The sequence below is a fragment of the Mesorhizobium sp. U510 genome, assembly GCF_059180695.1.
In genome coordinates this window covers 3,080,727-3,098,226 of the sequence record NZ_CP180532.1, presented here as the reverse complement: position 1 = coordinate 3,098,226, position 17,500 = coordinate 3,080,727, and the positions used below count along the sequence as shown (strand labels likewise).

Below are 17,500 nucleotides of genomic sequence, written 5' to 3'. Positions count from 1 at the left end.
GACGCTGCTTATGGCGACAGGTTACGTTTTTCACGAACAGCTGATGTGGCATGACACCGGCCCCAGCGCCGACATGATGCCTCCCGGCCGTTTCGTGGAACCGGGACGGCACCTGGAATCGCCGGGGTCGAAGCGCCGGCTGAACAACCTTATCCAGGTCAGTGGCCTGGCGCGCCATCTGGTGCCGATCCTTGCCGAGCCGGTGACGGTCGAGGACCTGCTGCGCGTCCACACGCAGCGCCATGTCGACGACATCCGCATGCTCAGCGAACGCGGCTGCGGCTTCGCCGGCCCCCAGGCACCGATCGGCCTCAACAGTTTCGACATCGCCCTGCTCTCGGCCGGCACCACCTATGCCGCGATGCGCGCGGTGCTGACCGGCCGTGTCGACAACGCCTATGCGCTGGCGCGGCCACCGGGGCATCATGCCGAGCCCGACCAAGCAATGGGCAACTGCCTGTTCTCCAACATCGGCATTGCCGTGCGCCGGCTGCAGCATGAAGGCCTGCTTGGCCGCGCGGCGATAGTCGACTGGGACGTGCATCATGGCAACGGCACCGAGACGGTGTTTTATTCCGATCCGTCGGTGCTGACCATTTCCCTGCACCAGGACAATCTCTATCCGACCGGGCGCGGCGCGATGGCCGACAATGGCAAGGGCGAAGGCGAAGGCTACAACATCAACATACCGCTGCCGGCCGGCAGCGGCACCGGCGCCTATGAAGCCACCTTCGACCGCATCGTCGCCCCCGCGCTTCGCGCCTACAAACCGGATCTCGTCATTGTTGCCTCCGGCTTCGACGCGTCGGGCTTCGATCCGCTCGGCCGCATGATGCTTAACAGCGAATGCTTCCGGCGCCTTGCCGCGCGCATGGTGGCGCTGGCAGCCGAGACATCGAAGGGCCGGCTGATGATGACCCATGAAGGCGGCTATTCCGAAGGCTATGTGCCGTTCTGCGGCCATGCCGTCATCGAGACACTCGCCAATCACCGCACCGAAGTGATCGATCCGCTGTCGGACCATATCGACGAATGGGCCGGGCAGGACTTGCAGCCGCATCAGGCTGCGGTGATCGATGCGGCCGAAGGCCTGCTCGCAGGCCTGCGCCAACGCCTCGCAAGTGCTGCCTGACACGATGGATTTTGTCGTCACCACGCTCCTCAACGCGCTGACGCTGATCAGCATCCTGATGCTGGTCGGGCTCGGGCTGGCGATCAGCTTCGGCCTGATGAACGTGACCAATCTGGCGCATGGCGAATTCGTCACTGTCGGCGCCTTCGCGGTCTATTTCGTCCAGAGCGTGGGCGGCTCGTTCTGGCTGGGGCTGGCCGCCGCACCCATCGCCGGCGCGGTGGTCGGCTGCATCCTGGAGTTCGCCATCATCCGCCATCTCTATTCGCGGCCGGTCTCGACCGTGCTTGCCACCTGGGGCGTCAGCCTGATCCTGCAGCAGGGGCTGGAACTGACCTTTGGCCTCGGCGCCAAGCCGGTGACGCCGCCGATCGAGGGCACGTTCGACCTGTTCTTCACCGTCTATCCCGCCTATCGGCTGATCCTGATCGCCATCGCCATGCTGACCTTGCTCGGTGTCGTGCTGCTGATCAGCCGGACGTCGTTCGGCCTCGACATCCGCACTGTCATCCAGAACCGCGAAATGGCCGAAGGCGTCGGCATCAACACGCGGCGCACCTACGCCATCGCCTTCACCTTTGGCGCGGCGATCGCCGGGCTCGCCGGCGGCCTGGTCGCACCGCTGGCGATCGTGCTGCCGCAGATGGGGGTGAACTACCTCGCCAATGCCTTCTTCGTCGTGATTGTCGGCGGCGTCGGCTCGATCGGCGGTCTCGTCGCCGGCAGTGTCTTCGTCGGCGGGCTGACCAGTGTGCTCAACTACCAGATCTCGCCATCGCTGGCGCAGGCGATCGTGCTGCTGGCGGCCATCGTCGCCGTGCGGCTGCGGCCCAACGGCCTGTTCAACGGAGCGTCGCGATGATCGCCCGCGACCGCAACTGGCTGCTGATCTTCGCCGTCTGCGCGGCGCTCGCCGTCGTCTATCCGTTCATCGCCGACGGCTACCAGCTGACGGTGATCCGCGACGCGCTGATCTTCGGCCTGTTCGCGGCGAGCCTCGACTTCTTCTGGGGCCGCACCGGCATCCTGTGTTTCGGCCACGCCGCCTTCTTCGGCATTGGTGGCTACATCATGGCGCTGGTCACGCTCAACGACGCCATCCCCTTGGGCAGCCTGCTCGGCATCCTGGGCGCGATTGCGGGTGCTGCCTTCGTCGCCGCCATCATCGGCTACTTCCTGTTCTTCGGCGGCATCCGCGGCAGCTACTTCACCATCGTGACGCTTGCCATGGGCGTCATCTGCCAGCAGGCCGCCGTCTCCTGGAGCTCGGTCACCGGTGGCGACAGCGGCCTGATCGGCATTCCGCCGATCGCCTTCGATCTTGGCGAAATACATGTCGATCTCAGCCAGGATCTGCCGAGTTACATCTTCGTCGCGTCCATCGTTGCGGTGGTCGTGCTGGTGCTGTGGTCGCTCAGCAGAGGTCGCTGGGGCACCGTGCTGACCGCCATCCAGGACAATGAAGTCCGGGCGGCCGCCCTTGGCCACAATGCGCCGCTGAGGCTACTCGTCACCTTCGTCCTGTCCGCGGCGATCGCCGGGCTCGCGGGCGCGCTCTACGTCTGCATGGCCGGGTTGGTGGCACCCGACCTGTCCGGGCTGCTGCTGTCGACGGAAGTCATCGTCTGGGTAGCGGTTGGCGGGCGCGGCACGCTGCTTGGTCCGGTGCTGGGCGCCATCGCCATACAGCGCGCGCAGCAGACGATCAGCAGCTTCAACCCGAGCCTGTGGCCGCTTTTGCTCGGCTGCGTCTTCGTCGTCATCGTCTTCGTGCTGCCGGACGGCATCCTGTCGATCTATGCGCGGCTGAAGTGCCTGTTCAAGGGCCGGAGGCAAGCGCAATGAGCGACGTGCTGCTTCAGGCCGAGAATGTCGGCATACGCTTTGGCGGGCTGCAAGCGCTGGAAGGGTTGAACCTGACGGTGCGCGACAGGGAGCTCTGCTGCATCATCGGGCCGAACGGCGCCGGCAAGAGCACCTTCCTCAACCTTTTGACCGGCACACTTCGCCCGACCAGCGGCAGCGTGCGCTTCCTCGGCCACGACATTGCCGGCCTGCCGCTGCACCGCATCGCCCGGCTCGGCATCGCCCGAAAATTCCAGATCCCGTCGGTCTTTCCGAGCCTCTCGGTCGAGGACAATCTCAAGGTCGCACGGTGGGGCACCTCGTCGCCGGTGCGTCCGGTCGGTGAGCTGCTGGACCTGGTCGCGCTTGGCAGCCGCGCGGCCACGCTGGCCGGCGAACTGGCGCACGGCCAGAAGCAATGGCTGGAGATCGGCATGGCATTGGCGATTGAGCCAAGGCTGCTGCTGCTCGACGAGCCGACCGCCGGCATGACGCCGCAGGAAACGCTGGCGACCGCGCAGATGCTGTTGCGGCTCAAGGGCGAGTTCTCGATCGTCGCTGTCGAGCACGACATCCGCTTCGTGCGGGCGCTGAACTGCGAGACGCTGGTGCTGCACCAGGGACGCCGGCTGCGCAGCGGTCCTTTCCACGACATCGAGGCCGACGAAATGGTCCGCGATGTCTATCTGGGGAGGCGCTGACCATGCTGCGGACACTCGCGGTCTCGGCCGGCTACGGCCTGCTCCCTGTGCTGAACGGCATCGATCTCAGCGTGGCACCGGGTGAAGTCGTCGGCCTGCTTGGCCGCAATGGCGCCGGCAAGACGACGCTGCTGCGCGTCATCGCCGGTGGCCTGAAGGCGAGCGGCGGCGCGGTTGTTCTCGGCGATCAGGACCTTACCGACGCGGCGGCCTTCCGCCGGGCGCGGGCGGGCATAGCGCATGTTCCGCAGGGCCGCGGCATCTTCAACCAGCTGACCGTGCGGCAGAATTTGGAGGTCGGCACGCGCGCAGCCATGGACCGTGGCGACGGCGGCATTCCTGACGACATCTTCGGCTATTTTCCGATCCTGCGCGAACGCGAGGCGCAAATCGCCGGCACGCTGTCGGGCGGCCAGCAGCAGATGCTGGCGATCGGCCGCGCGCTATGCGGCCTGCCGTCGGTGCTGCTGCTCGACGAACCCTCGGAAGGCATCCAGCCGAACATCGTGCAGTCGATCGCCGAGCTGGTGCCGCGCATCGCGCGCGAGCGCGGCATCGCGATCGTTCTGGTCGAGCAGAATCTCGATCTCGTTCTGAAGGCGGCCGACCGCTGCCTGGTGATGGAAAAGGGCAGGATCGTGCACGAGGGCACGCCGGAGGCGTTCGCCGACGAGAGCCTGCTGAAGGACCTGTTGGCCCTATGAGGCGCGCCTGAAGCGCATCTGGACCTGCTGACTTTGTAAGGCGTGCATGGGGCGCGCCTGGACTGGAAGGGAACATAACAATGATAAGCAGAAGAACGATACTGAAATCCGGCGGCGCAGCCGCCGCCTTCGCCATGGTCGGCGCGCCGTCGATCCTGCGCGCCGCCGATACCGTCAAGGTCGGCCTGTCGATCCCGATCACCGGACTGCAGGCGATCCTCGGTGAGACGCTGCTCAATTGCTACAAGCTCGCCGCCGCCGAGCTCAATGCCGCCAACGGCATTGGCGGTCGCCAGGTCGAACTGTTCATCGAGGACAACCAGACGACGACCAAGGGCTCGATCGACAAGGCGCGCAAGCTCATCAACGAAGACAAGGTCGACGTGGTCATGGGCACGATCATTTCGCCCGAGCGCAGCGCGACGCTGTCGGTGACCTCGAAAGCCAAGAAGCTGTTCTTCTACCCGACCAATTTCGAGGGCGGCGAATGCAACCGCTACTTCGTCGCCACCGGGCCGATCCCGATGCAGCAGGTCGACCCGATGATGCCGTGGGTGGCCGAGAATCTCGGTAAGACGATCTATGTCATGGCCTCGGACTACGCCTGGCCGCAGAAGATGACCGAGGCGATCACGGCGGCCTATGAGAAGGCCGGCGGCAAGATCATCGGCGCCGACTACTATCCGTTCGGCACCACGGATTTCGGCCCGGCTTTCCAGAAGATCAAATCGCTGAAGCCCGATGTCGTCTGGTCGATGGTGGTCGGCAACGATGCCGTCACGCAGCTCAAGCAATATCGCTCTTTCGACATCAAGCAGCCGCTGATCGCGCCGCTCGACGAGGTTTTCAACAAGGACGCGCTGCCGCCCGGCGTCGCCGCCGGCACCTATGCGCCGCAGCCTTACTGGATGGCGCTCGACAATCCGGTCAACAAGAAGTTCATCGCAAGCTTCCGCGAAAAGTTCGGCCAGGAGAAGATGGTCAACGGCATCAGTGAGGCCGGCTACAACGGCCTGCATCTCTATGCGCTGGCCGCCGAGAAGGCCGGGTCACTCAGGGATGACGATGTGCTCAAGGCATTGCCCACCATCGAGTTCGACGCGCCGCAAGGCAAGATCCGCGTCGATGCCTCCAACAACCACACGCTCTGCCATTCCTATGTCGGCAAGGCGGCGGCGGACGGCATCAGCTACGAGATCGCTAAGGATTTCGGCGCCATCACGCCGGTCACGCCTTACTGCAAGGTGTAGGATCTTACACCCGAGAGGTCCTGACGGCGGCTTTTCGGCCGCCGTCACGGCGTCCGCGGCGCCGGCAGCCGCTCGCGTAATTCGTCGACAAGCACCCTGGTGTTTTCGGAATAGTCGATGGGCACGACGACGAGATGCACGCCGCCGCCGGTGAAGGCCCGCTCCAGCGCCGGCCGCAAATCGGCGATCTCCATAACCCTGGTTCCCTTGGCGCCATAGGCCTCGGCGTATTTGACGAAATCGGGATTGCCGAAGGTCATGCCGAAATCCGGGAATTCGTCGACCGCCTGCTTCCAGCGGATCATGCCATAGGCATGGTCTTCGAGCAGCAGGATGACGAGGTTGAGCTTCAGCCTGACGGCGGTCTCCAGTTCCTGGCTGTTCATCATGAAGCCACCATCGCCGCAAATGGCCATGACACGGCGCGTGGGATAGAGCAGTGACGCCATCATCGCCGACGGCAGGCCGGCGCCCATCGTGGCCAGCGCATTGTCGAGCAGCAGGGTGTTTGCCATGCGCGTGCGGTAGTTGCGCGCGAACCAGATCTTGTAAATGCCGTTGTCGAGGGCGAGGATCCCGTCCGCCGGCATTACGGCACGCACATCATGCACGATGCGCTGCGGCGTGAAGCGGTCTTCGGTGGCGCGCGCCGCGATCCGGCTCAAAATGCCTTCCCTGAGCGGCAGCAAGGCCTGCGCGTTGGGGATCTTGCCCTCGATACGGTCCGCCAGCAGCGCCAGCGACGGGCCAAGGTCGCCGACGATCTCGGCCTGCGGGAAATAGACCTGCTCGACATCGGCCGAGTGGTAGCCGACATGGATGACCTTCGGCCCGTTGGCGCCCATGATGAAGGGCGGCTTCTCAACCGTGTCGTGGCCGATGGTGATGATCAGATCGGCCTGTTCGATGGCCTCGTGCACGTAGTCGCGCTCCGACAGTGCCGCCGTTCCCATATAGAGTTCGGTGCCGCCGGGCACCGTGCCCTTGCCCATCTGCGTGGTGAAATAGGGTATTTGCGTGCGCAGCACGAACTGGGCGACATCGGGTGTCACACGCGGCCTCGACGCCGCCGCGCCGAACATCAGCAGCGGACGCTTGGCCTCCATGATCATGCGGGCGGCGCGATCGAGCGCGTCCGCGCTGGCCAGCGGCAGCTCGACCGGATGCGTCGGCACCAGCGCCACCGGCTCGCACTCGGCCGCCGCGATGTCTTCCGGCAGTTCCAGATGCACCGGGCCGGGCCGCTCTTCCTGGGCAACGCGGAAGGCCTCGCGCACCAGCGAGGGGATCATCTTGGGCGAGACGATCTGGCGCGACAGCTTGGTCAGCGGCTTCATCGCCGCGACGATGTCGACGATCTGGAAGCGCGCCTGCCGTGATGACAATATGCCTTTCTGGCCGGTGATCATGATCATCGGCATCGCGCCGAGCAGCGCATAGGCCGCCCCGGTCGTCAGATTGAGCGCGCCGGGGCCAAGCGTGGTGATGCACACGCCCGCCTTGCCGGTGAGCCTGCCATAAGTGGCAGCCATGAAAGCAGCGGCCTGCTCATGTCGGGTCAAGATCAGCTGGATCGACGAGCGGCGGATCGATTCGACGATGTCGAGATTCTCCTCGCCGGGAATGCCGAAAATCCGGTCGACCCCTTCATTCTCGAGGGCCGCCACGAACAGATCCGAACCTTTGGTCATGAACCGCCTCTCCCGCAATGCGCACGTTCCGCCTTCATATGGCATTGGTAAGCGGCGCCTCAAAGAGCGCAAGCCTGCTCTCGGCGATCAGCCCATCAGTTTCGGCAAGGCGGCCGCCAGTGCATCGATGGCGAGCCTAACCTTGAGCGGCAGATGCGGCGTCTGCAGCCAGAGCGCATGGCAGTCGTAGAGATAGTGCGGCTGGTCCGGCAACAGCGCGACCAACGCACCGGCCTCTATGCGCTCGCGGACCAGCCACCACGGTAGCCACGCCAGCCCCATGCCTTCGGCCGCTGCATCGGCGATGGCGTCGAGATCGTCGAGCCGCAGCCGACCGCTGGGGATGATCTCCTGTACGGATTGCCCTTCACGCGCAAACAGCCAGGGCTGAACGACCTGGCCGAGCCGGCGATAGACGATTGCCTGATGGTCGGCGAGGTCTTCGATCCGCCGCGGCTCACCGTGAAGTCTGAGATAAGAAGGCGCGGCACAGACAACCATGCCTTGGCGTGCAACGCGGCGCGCGATCACGCCGGCCTTGTCCTCAAGATCGCCGGTGCGGATGGCAAGGTCAAAGCCGTCCTCCGCGAGATCGGCGAAGCGGTCGCTGAGCGACAGATCGAGTTCCAGCATCGGATAGTGCCGCGCCAGTTTCAGCAACACGGGGGTGACGCAGTGGCGGCCGAAATGCGCCGGCATGGTCACGCGCAGTCTGCCTCTCGGTTCCGAAAACTGGTCGGCGGCCAGCGCATCGGCGGCTTCCGCCTCGGCCAGCACGATGCGGCAGCGTTCGTAATAGGCGCGGCCGAAATCAGTCAGGCTCTGGCGGCGCGTGGTGCGGTTGATGAGGCGTATGCCGAGCCGCTCTTCGAGAGAGCGGACATGCTTGCCCACCATCGGCCCGGACAGGTCGAGCGCCACCGCCGCAGCCGCGAACGAGCCAAGGTCGACCGCCTTGACGAACACGGCCATGCTCTCGAGCCTATCCATATTCGAAACCTCTGGTTTCTACTGCTTTATCCCTACGCCCATTTATCCATGAAGCCTCTGCCTGCATAGCTCATTCGGTTCAGATAATTAGGAGTAACCCGAATGGCTCGTATTGTCCGCTTCCACCAGCATGGCGGTCCCGAAGTTCTGCGCATCGAGGATATCGACCTCCCTCCGCCGGGTCCGGGTGAGGTTCAGATCCGCGTCAAGGCGCTCGGACTCAACCGTGCCGAGGCGCTGCTGCGCGCGGGCAGCTATCTCGAGACTCCGCCCCTGCCCTCCGGGCTCGGGCTGGAAGCGGCAGGCATTGTCGAAACGGTAGGCGAAGGCGTGAAGGATTTCGCCCCGGGCGACGCTGTCAGCGTCATCCCGCCGCAATCGATGGTGCGCTGGCCCGCTTACGGCGAGCTGGTCACCTATCCCGCCAGGCTCATCGTCAAGCACCCATCGTCGCTCGACTGGCAGACGGCGGCGGCGATCTGGATGCAATATCTCACCGCCTATGGCGCCCTGATCGATATCGCCAAACTGAGCAGCGGAGACGCTGTCGTCATCACCGCGGCCTCAAGCAGCGTCGGGCTTGCCGCGCTCCAGATCGCCAACAAAATTGGCGCGACAGCGATCGCGGTGACGCGAACATCGGTAAAGAAACAGGCCCTGCTTAATGCCGGAGCGGCGCAGGTTGTCGTCCTGGCCGAGGAGGATCTCGCCGCACGGCTGAGCGAGATCGCGGGGCCGCAAGGCGTGCGCGTCGTGCTCGATGCAATCGGTGGTCCGATCTTCGAGCCGCTGACGGCGGCAATGTCAAAGGGCGGCATTCTCATCGAATATGGCGGGTTGAGCCCCGAGCCGACGCCGTTCCCTCTGGCTGCCGTGTTGGGCAAGACGCTGACGTTGCGTGGCTATCTCGTGCACGAAATCACCGGCACCCCGGAGAAGCTGGAGGTCGCCAAGGCGTTCATCCTCGAAGGCCTGGAGACGGGTACGCTGAGGCCGATCATCGACCGGAGCTTCGCGTTCAACCAGATCGTCGAGGCGCACCGCTACCTCGAATCGAACGAGCAATTCGGCAAGATCATCGTAACGGTTTGAGCGACGGCAGCGGCGAACAAATCATTCTTGCCGGCAATATCGCCCTTGAAGGCCTGGCTCGGCATTCCTAACTGTGTGGTGCGGGCCGGGCCCCTCTGACGATCGCTTCTGGTGATTGTGATGTCGGACCGCTTTAACGGGCCCGTTTCCACCTTTTTCGGTCAAGCGGGCTCAATCCTTTCGGTTTGGAGCCCCGTATGACATCTTCCCTCCTTGGTTTGGTTTGCCCCTCCTGCCGCGTCGCGCTCGTGATGAGCGAACGCCAGGGTATCGAGATCGACTATTGTCCGCAGTGCCGTGGCGTCTGGCTTGATCGAGGCGAACTCGACAAGATCATCGAGCGTTCCGGCAGGGAAGCGTCGCCTGCGGCGCAGCCACAGCCGGCAGCCTTCTCCCAGCCGCAACACGGCCGCGATGACGATTATTCGCGCTCGCAGGGCCACCGCTACCCCAAGCGGAAGAAATCCTTCTTCGAAGAATTGTTCGATTGACCGCATGGCGCCCGGCACCTGCTTAAAATTTCCAAAACCATACCGATAAAGGTTCATCTCCGATGATGTCTCGCACCAGCCGATTTGCAGCCCTGTTCGCCGGACTGTTCCTCGCATTCTCCATGGTCGCGATCGATCATGCCGAGGCTCGGCGTGGCGGCAGTTTCGGCAGTCGCGGCACGCGCACGTTCCAGTCGGCACCGCCAACGAGGACGGCGCCGGCGCCGACCGCTCCGGTCGAGCGTTCGATGACACCCAACACCGGTGTGAACTCTGCCGCCCGGCAGCCGCAGGCCGGCCTGCAGAGGCCCGGCTTCATGAGCGGCTTCGGTGGAACGATGATGCGCGGCCTGCTGATCGGCGGCCTGATCGGCCTGCTCCTGGGCCAAGGCTTCGGCGGTCTGGCCGGCATGTTCGGCTTCCTGCTCCAGGCCCTGCTCATCGGTGGCGCGATCATGCTGGCCATCCGCTTCTTCCGCTCGCAGTCGGCGCAGGGCCCTGCCCCGGCGCTGGCCGGTGCCGGCAATGCCCAGGCGTCGCGATTTGAGAACCGTGCTGCGGCGCAGCAGCAGGCAAGCTCGTTCACAATTCCCGGCTTTGGCGGTGGTTCGGGCGGAGGCTCGCCGGCTGACGTCTCGGAGGAGATCACACTGGCTCAGAGCGACCTCGACGCATTCCAGAAGCTGTTGACCGACGTCCAGGAAGCATTCGGGCGCGAAGACCATGCCGCCCTGCGCCGGGCGACGACGCCCGAAATGGTGTCCTATCTCTCGGAAGAGCTGGCCGACAATGCCCAGAAAGGTCTCAGGAACGAGGTCTCCGATATCACCTTGCTGCAGGCCGACATCGCGGAAAGCTGGCGCGAGGATGACCGCGACTACGCCACGGCCGCGTTGCGCTACGAGTCTCGCGACGTGATGCGCGAGCGGGCCAGCGGCAAGGTTGTCGAGGGCGACGAGAACCATCCGACGGAGACGACCGAACTGTGGACATTTACGCGTCAGAATGGCTCGAACTGGAAGCTCTCGGCAATCCAACAGGCCTGAGCCCGACCATCGTACGGGTGCGTCGGTAGCGCCTCAGCGCACGATCCTGACGCACATCGGCGTGCCGATCTCGATGGTGCGTCCGATGTCCGTCAGCACGCCTGCGCGCTGAAATAAGGCGCCTCCCGGTTCAGGCGGCCGACACTAGGCAATCCTTTTTCATGATTTCCCCCCGCCTGCCCGCGCGTGAGCGCGCGGATTGGGAAAAATTCGCCCCGCCCTCGCTTGCAACGTAATCCCATATGTGAAAATACTATTTACAAAAGAAGATTGGCGGGAGGAGACGTCATGCAGTCCGGCGCTTTGAGGCGTGTTCAAATGGCTGACCTAAGCCTCCTGCGAGGCTGCCGGAGCCAGCCATGAACGACTTTGCGCCCACCGTCGGCATCGCATCGACCTACCCCAAAAACATGCCTGAGGCGCACGCGGCACTGCCAGTGTGGAACGCCGAGAACTGGTTCTACGAGGACTGGCCGGTCGGCCAGAAAATTCGGTCGTTGCGGCGCACGATGGCGGAAGGCGACAGCCATCTCTTCAACACGCTGGTCCTCGACATCCACCCCTATGTGCAGGACCAGATGTTCGCCGAAAGCGAAGGCATTTTCGGCAAGCGGCTGATCGCCGGTGCTTTCGTCTTTTCGGCGGGGCTGGGGCTGGTCGCCACCAACTGCGTCAACGCCTTTTCCTATGGCTATGACAAGCTCCGTTTCATAAAGCCCGTCTTCATTGGCGACACGATCTATTCGATCCGCTCCAACCTCGACAAGACGCCGCGCTACAAGGAGATGGGGCTGATCCGTGCCAGCTACGAAGTGTTCAAGGGCGAAGGCGAGCTGGTCCTCTATTGCGAGCATCTGCAGACGGTGAAGTATCGCAACCCGGCCGATTTCGTCGGCAAGACGGAGAAATGAAAATGCCGGCAGCCGCCGAATTGCCGCTTGCCGGTCTCACCGTCGTCGACATGAGCCAGTTCCTGTCCGGCCCCTATTGCTCGCTGCGCCTGCTCGATCTCGGTGCCCGTGTCATCAAGATCGAGCGTCCGGATGGCGGCGACCTGTCGCGCCGGCTCTATCTCAGCGACACCGAGATCGGCGGCGATTCCACGATCTTCCACGCCATCAACCGCGCCAAGGAAAGTCTTGACATCGACCTGAAAAACGAGGCGGATCTCGAGGCGCTGCGCGGGCTTCTGGCCAAGGCCGATGTGCTTATCCAGAATTTCCGGCCCGGCGTCATCGAGCGGCTCGGCCTCGACTACGAAGCCGTCCGCAAGATCAACCCGCGGCTCGTCTACGCGTCGATCAGCGGCTATGGCGAGGACGGCCCATGGGTCAAGCGGCCCGGCCAGGATCTCCTGGCCCAATCGCGCTCCGGCGTGATGTGGCTGAACGGCGACGAGGACCAGGGGCCGGTGCCCTTCGGCCTTGCGATCGGTGACATGCTGGCGGGTGCGGCCTGCGCGCAAGGCATTCTGGCGGCGCTGGTGCGGCGCGGCATCACCGGCCAGGGCAGCCATATCGAAACCAGCCTCCTGGAAGCGTTGGTCGACTTGCAGTTCGAGGTGCTGACCACGCATCTCAATGACGGCCGCCGGCTGCCGCGCCGCTCCAGTTTCCGCAGCGCGCATGCCTATCTCTCGGCGCCTTATGGTGTCTACCAGGCCGAGGACGGCTACCTCGCCATCGCCATGACGCCGATCCCGAAACTCGCCGACCTGCTGTCGCTCGATGAGCTGGCGCCCTATCGCGACGAACCGGCCTCGTGGTTCACCGCGCGCGACGACATCAAGGCGATCATCGCGCAGCGGATCGCCAGCAAAACCATCGACGAATGGCTTGATATTCTCGAGCCGGCCGACATCTGGTGCGCCAAGGTGCTGACCTGGCCGGAGATGCTGGCCAGCGAAGGTTTCCAGTCGCTCGACATGCTGCAGACGGTGACGCGCGAGGACGATGTCTCGATCCTCACCACCAGTTCGCCGCTCAGGGTCGACGGTGTCAGGGCCAAGGTCGATCGCGCCGCACCGCGCATCGGCGAGCACAGTGCCGCGATCCGCGAGGAGTTCGGCCTGTGACCACGCTCAAGGGCATGACCTGGAGCCATCCGCGCGGCTACGATCCGATGGTCGCCTGCTCGTCGCTCTGGCAGCAGAAGACCGGCGTCGCCATCGACTGGGACAAGCGCTCGCTGCAGGGTTTCGAATCCTTCCCGGTCGAAGAACTGGCGCGCGCCTATGATTTGATCGTCATCGACCATCCGCATGTCGGCCAGATCACCGCGGAACGCTGCCTCGCGCCGCTGGATGTCGCCGGCCGCGAGGTCGAGCGCGCAGCCCTTGCATCGGGAAGCGTCGGCCAGTCCTATCCGAGCTACGCCTGGCAAGGGCGGCAATGGGCCTTTCCGATCGATGCGGCCAGCCAGGTCCAGGCATGGCGGCCGGACGCGCTCGATGCGCCGCCGGCGCGCTGGAGCCAGGTGCTCGACCTCGCCCGGCAAGGCCGTGTGCTTTTGCCGCTGCGCCCGCCGCATGTGCTGATGGTGTTCTATACGCTTGCCGGCAATCTCGGGCACGCTTGCGCGACCGATCCGTCCCGCGATCTCATCGATAGCGAGGCCGGCAGCCAAGTCTTCGAAATGATGCGAGAGATCGCCGGCCTGGTCGAACCGGCCTGTTTGGAGATGGATCCGATCGCGGTTTCCGAACGCATGGCGGAGGCCGATTCCAAAATCATCTGCGCGCCGCTGATCTATGGCTACGCTTCCTATGCGCTATCAGGGTTTCGCGCGCGCCGGCTGGCCTTCACCGACATCCCGGTCGTTGGCGCCAACGGCCCTGTCGGCTCGGCGCTCGGCGGCACCGGCATAGCGGTGTCAGCCTTTTCCAAGGCGAAGGAGGCTGCGACCGACTTTGCCTATTGGGTCGCCAGCGGCGACGTGCAGCGCGGCGCCTATGCCGCTGCCGGTGGCCAACCAGGCCATGCTGCCGCCTGGGAAGACCACACCGTCAATGCCGCGACCGGCAATTTCTATCGCGACACGCGCGCGACGCTGGGAGGCGCATGGGTGCGGCCGCGTCATGACGGCTACATGGCGTTCCAGCAGGCAGCGTCCGACCGCATCCTGTCCGGCATGACTTCCGGACACAGGGCCGCCGAGGTGGTTGCCGATCTCGTCAGCCTGTTCCGGGAGAGTGCCCCCGCGCAGGTGTCCGGCGCTGCCGGTAGAGGAGCCTGAACGAAACCGAACGGCGTAGAACGTCCGGGCTACGCCCCGGCGAGATGCCGAGGCAAATGCAACCTATTCCAGCCGCCAGAGCTTGCGGGCATTGCCCGACAGCAGGCTGTCGCGCTCCGCGATGCTGCAGCCGGAAAGCAGCGCGTGGGTCGCCGCGACCCAGGTCGACAGGCCGCCACCGAGCGTGCAGACCGGCCAGTCGCTGCCCCAGACGACACGGTCCCAGCCGAACGCAGCGATGGTGTGCTCGACATAGGGCCGCAGCGTCCCGACCGTCCAGCTGCCGGGATCGGCATAGGCGACGACGCCGGAGATCTTGGCCATGACGTTCGGACGCAGCGCGATCTCGCTCATATGCTCGCGCCAGGGATGCTCGGCGCCGCCCTTGATGTCGGGAACGCCGCAATGGTCGAGAACGAACTGGACGTCGGGTGCGAGGTCGGCCAGCGCTATTGCTTTCGGAATCTGGTGCGGCAGCACGACGAGATCGAAGGTCAGGCCGGCACCGCTAAGCCGCTTGATGTTGTCGCGAAACACCGCGCCCTCCGACAGATCGTCGGGCACGACATGGAGCACACGGCGGAAACCCCTGACGAAAGGATTTGCCCGCTGCCTTTCGAGATAGACCGGGAAGTCAGCATCTTCCGGCCGGCAGGACGCGATCGCCCCGACCAGCATGCTGCCGGCCTGTCGCGACAGACCTTCCACCCGTGCGGTCTCGGCTTCAATGTCAGCGGGATCGACATCGACCTCCATGTGCAGCACGCGCTCGACGCCGACACGCAGCGCCTCGGTCGCATATTCCTCGTAGGAGAAATCGCGGTTGAGCGGCGGCACCCCGGCAAGCCAGGGATAGCGCAAGGCCGAGCGATCGATGAGATGCAGATGGGTATCGATGATCACTGGAGCTCCTCCAAATTGGCTTTGTCAAATTATCTCACGGAGGAATTCTTCATTCAAATAAGAATTTATGCGGCCGACCCTACAGCCGAGCCAGCCAGATGCGACAGCTTCTCGCACGTCGCCAGCAGCAGTTCGATTGTCCTGGTGATATCTGGCGCGGACGGCGCATTGACCACGGTGATGTAAGGGATCGACAGGGCGGCGATGGCCTTGCCGTCGGAACTGCGTACTGGAGCCGAGAGGTTGAAGACGCCGGCGGTCTGCATCGAGGCCATCATCTCGTAGCCACGGTCACGGATCTGGTCGAGCCGGGTGAAGAACTCGGCCGATTGCGCCGTCTTGTCGGTGCTGCGGACGTGTTCGGAGATCATCATCTGCCGCTCTTCCTGCGAGCGGAAGGCAAGCAGCACATGGCCCGAACCGGTGTCGAACAGGCTGATGTGGGAGCCGACGCGGATCGAGATGCCCCAGTAGTTCGGCGCCTCTTGCTGGGCGATGACGACGGCGGAACCGCGATCAAAAACAACGAGTTGGTTGGCCTGCTGCGAGGTCTCGGCCAGTTCGCGCATCAGTGGCGTGGCGTAGGACACCAGCCGCCGCACCGGAGCGTGCAGCTGCGCCAGGCCGAACAGTTTCAGCGTCAGTGAATAGCGGTCGCCATCCAGCCTTGTGACGTAGCCGCGCCGCACCAGCCGGTCGAGCATGCGGTAGAATTCGTTGGGGCTGCGGTCAAGTTTCTTGGCGATTTCGGCCTGGGTCAGGCCGCCGTCCACGCCGGCCAGCAGCTCAAGAATGTCGAGCCCCTTGTCGAGCGCCGGCGCGCGGTAGCGCTCGTCTTCGCTGTCATCCATGAGGCATTTCTCCAGTGAAATCAATTCTTCATATACGCAGGAATGCGCCCGGCGGAAACAAATTTCGCCTTGACGTACGTATGAATGTTTTGTTTGTATATGAATGTAGCATTTCTTGTCACGCGGACAAGTTGCGGTCGCCGCTAAGGCGCACCCAGGGAGGAAACCAATGAACAGACTGCTTTCCGGCGTCTCCGCCGGCGCATTGGTGCTTGCATTTGGTGCAGGCACGGCCCTTGCCGGCGACCTGCCCGGCAAGTTCGAAGGCGTCACCGTCGATGTGAAACTGATCGGCGGCCAGCAATATGAAAAGCTCTATGAGCGCATTCCCGAATGGGAAAAGGCCACCGGCGCCAAGGTCAACATCCTGACCAAGAAGAATGGCTTCGACATCGACAAGGAGTTGAAGTCCGACATCGCCTCTGGCAGCACCAACTGGTGCGTCGGCTGGAACCATTCGTCCTTCGCGCCGCAATATACCGGCCTCTACACAGACCTCAGTAAATTGCTGCCCAAGGAAGAGATCGACGCCTTCGTGCCGTCGACGATCAAGGCGGCAACCATCGACGGCAAGCTGGAGATGCTGCCGCGCGCGCAGTTCGACGTCTCGGCGCTCTACTACCAGAAGAGCCTCTACGAGAACGCAGACAACAAGACCAAGTTCAAGGCCAAATACGGCTATGACCTGGTGCCGCCGGACAGCTGGAAGGAAGTCACCGACCAGGCCGAGTTCTTCGCCAACCCGCCCAATTTCTACGGCACGCAGTTCGCCGGCAAGGAAGAGGCGATCAATGGCCGCTTCTACGAGATGGTGGTCGCCGAGGGCGGCGAGTATCTCGACAAGGACGGCAAGCCGGTCTTCAACTCGGAGGCCGGCATCCGGGCGCTCGACTGGTTCGTCAATCTCTACAAGGCCAAGGCCGTGCCGGCCGGAACGACCAACTATCTCTGGGACGATCTCGGCCAGGGCTTTGCCTCGGGCACCGTCGCCATTAATCTGGACTGGCCGGGCTGGGCCGGCTTCTTCAACGACCCGAAATCGTCCAAGGTGGCGGGCAATGTCGGCGTGAAGGTCGCGCCGAAGGGTTCTTCCGGCAAGCGCACCGGCTGGTCCGGTTTCCACGGTTTCTCGGTGACCGAGAACTGCCCGAACAAGGCCGCCGCCGCTTCGCTCGTTTGGTGGCTGACCAATGAGGACAGCCAGAAACTGGAAGCCGCCGCAGGCCCGCTGCCGACACGCACGGCCGTGTGGGATTGGGACCTGAAGCAGGCCGCAAACGATCCTTACAAGAAGGAGGTTCTCTCCGCCTTCCAGGAAGAAGCCAAGCACGCCTTCGCCGTGCCGCAGACGCCTGAGTGGATCGAGATTTCGAACGCCGTCTATCCCGAACTTCAGGCGGCGATCCTGGGCGACAAGACCCCCAAGCAGGCATTGGACGAAGCCGCCGCCAAGGCGACGCAAATCCTGCAGGATGCCGGCAAGCTCTAGAACCGTCTCCCAAGGCCGCCTCCCCCATAATGAATGGGGGAGGCGATCGCGTCTCGCCGGAGGCCCCGCGATGCACACCGC

Annotated in this window: 17 protein-coding genes; 13 read left to right on the top strand and 4 right to left on the bottom strand. The window is 64.1% G+C overall.

Going from position 1 to position 17,500, the window contains the following annotated elements; genetic code table 11:
- Window positions 1–10 precede the first annotated feature (10 nt).
- The 6 genes from ACLGL5_RS16465 (at window position 11) to ACLGL5_RS16440 (ending at window position 5,632) form a co-directional block, all read left to right on the top strand.
- On the top strand, window positions 11–1,132 hold the full coding sequence (locus tag ACLGL5_RS16465) for a class II histone deacetylase (protein ID WP_038645114.1): 1,122 nt from the start codon (window positions 11–13) through the stop codon (window positions 1,130–1,132).
- Window positions 1,077–1,994: an urea ABC transporter permease subunit UrtB gene (gene urtB, locus ACLGL5_RS16460; RefSeq protein ID WP_019856724.1), complete on the top strand. Its 918-nt coding sequence runs from the start codon at window positions 1,077–1,079 to the stop codon at window positions 1,992–1,994. The genes ACLGL5_RS16465 and urtB overlap by 56 nt, the downstream gene beginning before the upstream one ends.
- Window positions 1,991–2,977, top strand: a complete 987-nt coding sequence (locus ACLGL5_RS16455; RefSeq protein WP_069091569.1) for a branched-chain amino acid ABC transporter permease — start codon at window positions 1,991–1,993, stop codon at window positions 2,975–2,977. Before urtB ends, ACLGL5_RS16455 begins: the two co-directional genes overlap by 4 nt.
- On the top strand, window positions 2,974–3,678 hold the full coding sequence (locus tag ACLGL5_RS16450; protein ID WP_019856722.1) for an ATP-binding cassette domain-containing protein: 705 nt from the start codon (window positions 2,974–2,976) through the stop codon (window positions 3,676–3,678). Before ACLGL5_RS16455 ends, ACLGL5_RS16450 begins: the two co-directional genes overlap by 4 nt.
- A 2-nt stretch (window positions 3,679–3,680) precedes the next feature.
- The gene (locus tag ACLGL5_RS16445; protein WP_019856721.1) at window positions 3,681–4,382 is read left to right on the top strand and encodes an ABC transporter ATP-binding protein; all 702 of its coding nucleotides are present in this window, start codon (window positions 3,681–3,683) and stop codon (window positions 4,380–4,382) included.
- 80 nt (window positions 4,383–4,462) lie between these two features.
- A complete protein-coding gene (locus ACLGL5_RS16440; RefSeq protein ID WP_069091568.1) occupies window positions 4,463–5,632 on the top strand; it encodes a substrate-binding protein in 1,170 nt (389 codons plus the stop codon).
- Between the two features lie 44 nt (window positions 5,633–5,676).
- On the opposite strand, the gene ACLGL5_RS16435 is transcribed toward ACLGL5_RS16440, so the two are convergent.
- Window positions 5,677–7,323, bottom strand: coding sequence for an acetolactate synthase large subunit (locus ACLGL5_RS16435; RefSeq protein WP_069091567.1), 1,647 nt, complete (start codon window positions 7,321–7,323; stop codon window positions 5,677–5,679).
- An 87-nt stretch (window positions 7,324–7,410) separates the two neighbouring features.
- The gene (locus ACLGL5_RS16430) at window positions 7,411–8,313 is read right to left on the bottom strand and encodes a LysR family transcriptional regulator (protein ID WP_069091566.1); all 903 of its coding nucleotides are present in this window, start codon (window positions 8,311–8,313) and stop codon (window positions 7,411–7,413) included.
- Between the two features lie 102 nt (window positions 8,314–8,415).
- Between ACLGL5_RS16430 and ACLGL5_RS16425 the strand changes: the two genes are divergently transcribed.
- The 6 genes from ACLGL5_RS16425 (at window position 8,416) to ACLGL5_RS16400 (ending at window position 14,176) form a co-directional block, all read left to right on the top strand.
- Window positions 8,416–9,405 (top strand): zinc-dependent alcohol dehydrogenase family protein, encoded by a 990-nt coding sequence (locus ACLGL5_RS16425; protein WP_069091565.1) that lies wholly within the window; start codon window positions 8,416–8,418, stop codon window positions 9,403–9,405.
- Window positions 9,406–9,602: 197 nt separating this feature from the next.
- Entirely contained in the window at window positions 9,603–9,896 is a 294-nt protein-coding gene (locus ACLGL5_RS16420) for a TFIIB-type zinc ribbon-containing protein (protein WP_019856716.1), read from the top strand.
- Between the two features lie 62 nt (window positions 9,897–9,958).
- The gene (locus ACLGL5_RS16415) at window positions 9,959–10,942 is read left to right on the top strand and encodes a Tim44 domain-containing protein (RefSeq protein WP_019856715.1); all 984 of its coding nucleotides are present in this window, start codon (window positions 9,959–9,961) and stop codon (window positions 10,940–10,942) included.
- A 359-nt stretch (window positions 10,943–11,301) separates the two neighbouring features.
- Window positions 11,302–11,853 carry a MaoC family dehydratase gene (locus tag ACLGL5_RS16410; RefSeq protein WP_038645105.1) on the top strand — a complete coding sequence of 184 codons (552 nt, stop codon included), beginning with the start codon at window positions 11,302–11,304 and terminating at the stop codon, window positions 11,851–11,853.
- A 2-nt stretch (window positions 11,854–11,855) separates the two neighbouring features.
- Window positions 11,856–13,016 carry a CaiB/BaiF CoA transferase family protein gene (locus tag ACLGL5_RS16405; protein WP_069091564.1) on the top strand — a complete coding sequence of 387 codons (1,161 nt, stop codon included), beginning with the start codon at window positions 11,856–11,858 and terminating at the stop codon, window positions 13,014–13,016.
- A gap of 14 nt (window positions 13,017–13,030) precedes the next feature.
- Complete coding sequence (locus tag ACLGL5_RS16400; RefSeq protein WP_069093344.1) at window positions 13,031–14,176, top strand: extracellular solute-binding protein; 1,146 nt, start codon at window positions 13,031–13,033, stop codon at window positions 14,174–14,176.
- Between the two features lie 63 nt (window positions 14,177–14,239).
- On the opposite strand, the gene ACLGL5_RS16395 is transcribed toward ACLGL5_RS16400, so the two are convergent.
- Complete coding sequence (locus ACLGL5_RS16395) at window positions 14,240–15,079, bottom strand: amidohydrolase family protein (protein ID WP_069091563.1); 840 nt, start codon at window positions 15,077–15,079, stop codon at window positions 14,240–14,242.
- A 65-nt stretch (window positions 15,080–15,144) separates the two neighbouring features.
- Entirely contained in the window at window positions 15,145–15,930 is a 786-nt protein-coding gene (locus ACLGL5_RS16390; RefSeq protein ID WP_019856711.1) for an IclR family transcriptional regulator, read from the bottom strand.
- A 169-nt stretch (window positions 15,931–16,099) separates the two neighbouring features.
- Here ACLGL5_RS16390 and ACLGL5_RS16385 point away from each other — a divergent pair, with 169 nt between their 5' ends.
- Entirely contained in the window at window positions 16,100–17,419 is a 1,320-nt protein-coding gene (locus ACLGL5_RS16385; RefSeq protein ID WP_019856710.1) for an ABC transporter substrate-binding protein, read from the top strand.
- Window positions 17,420–17,500 lie beyond the last annotated feature (81 nt).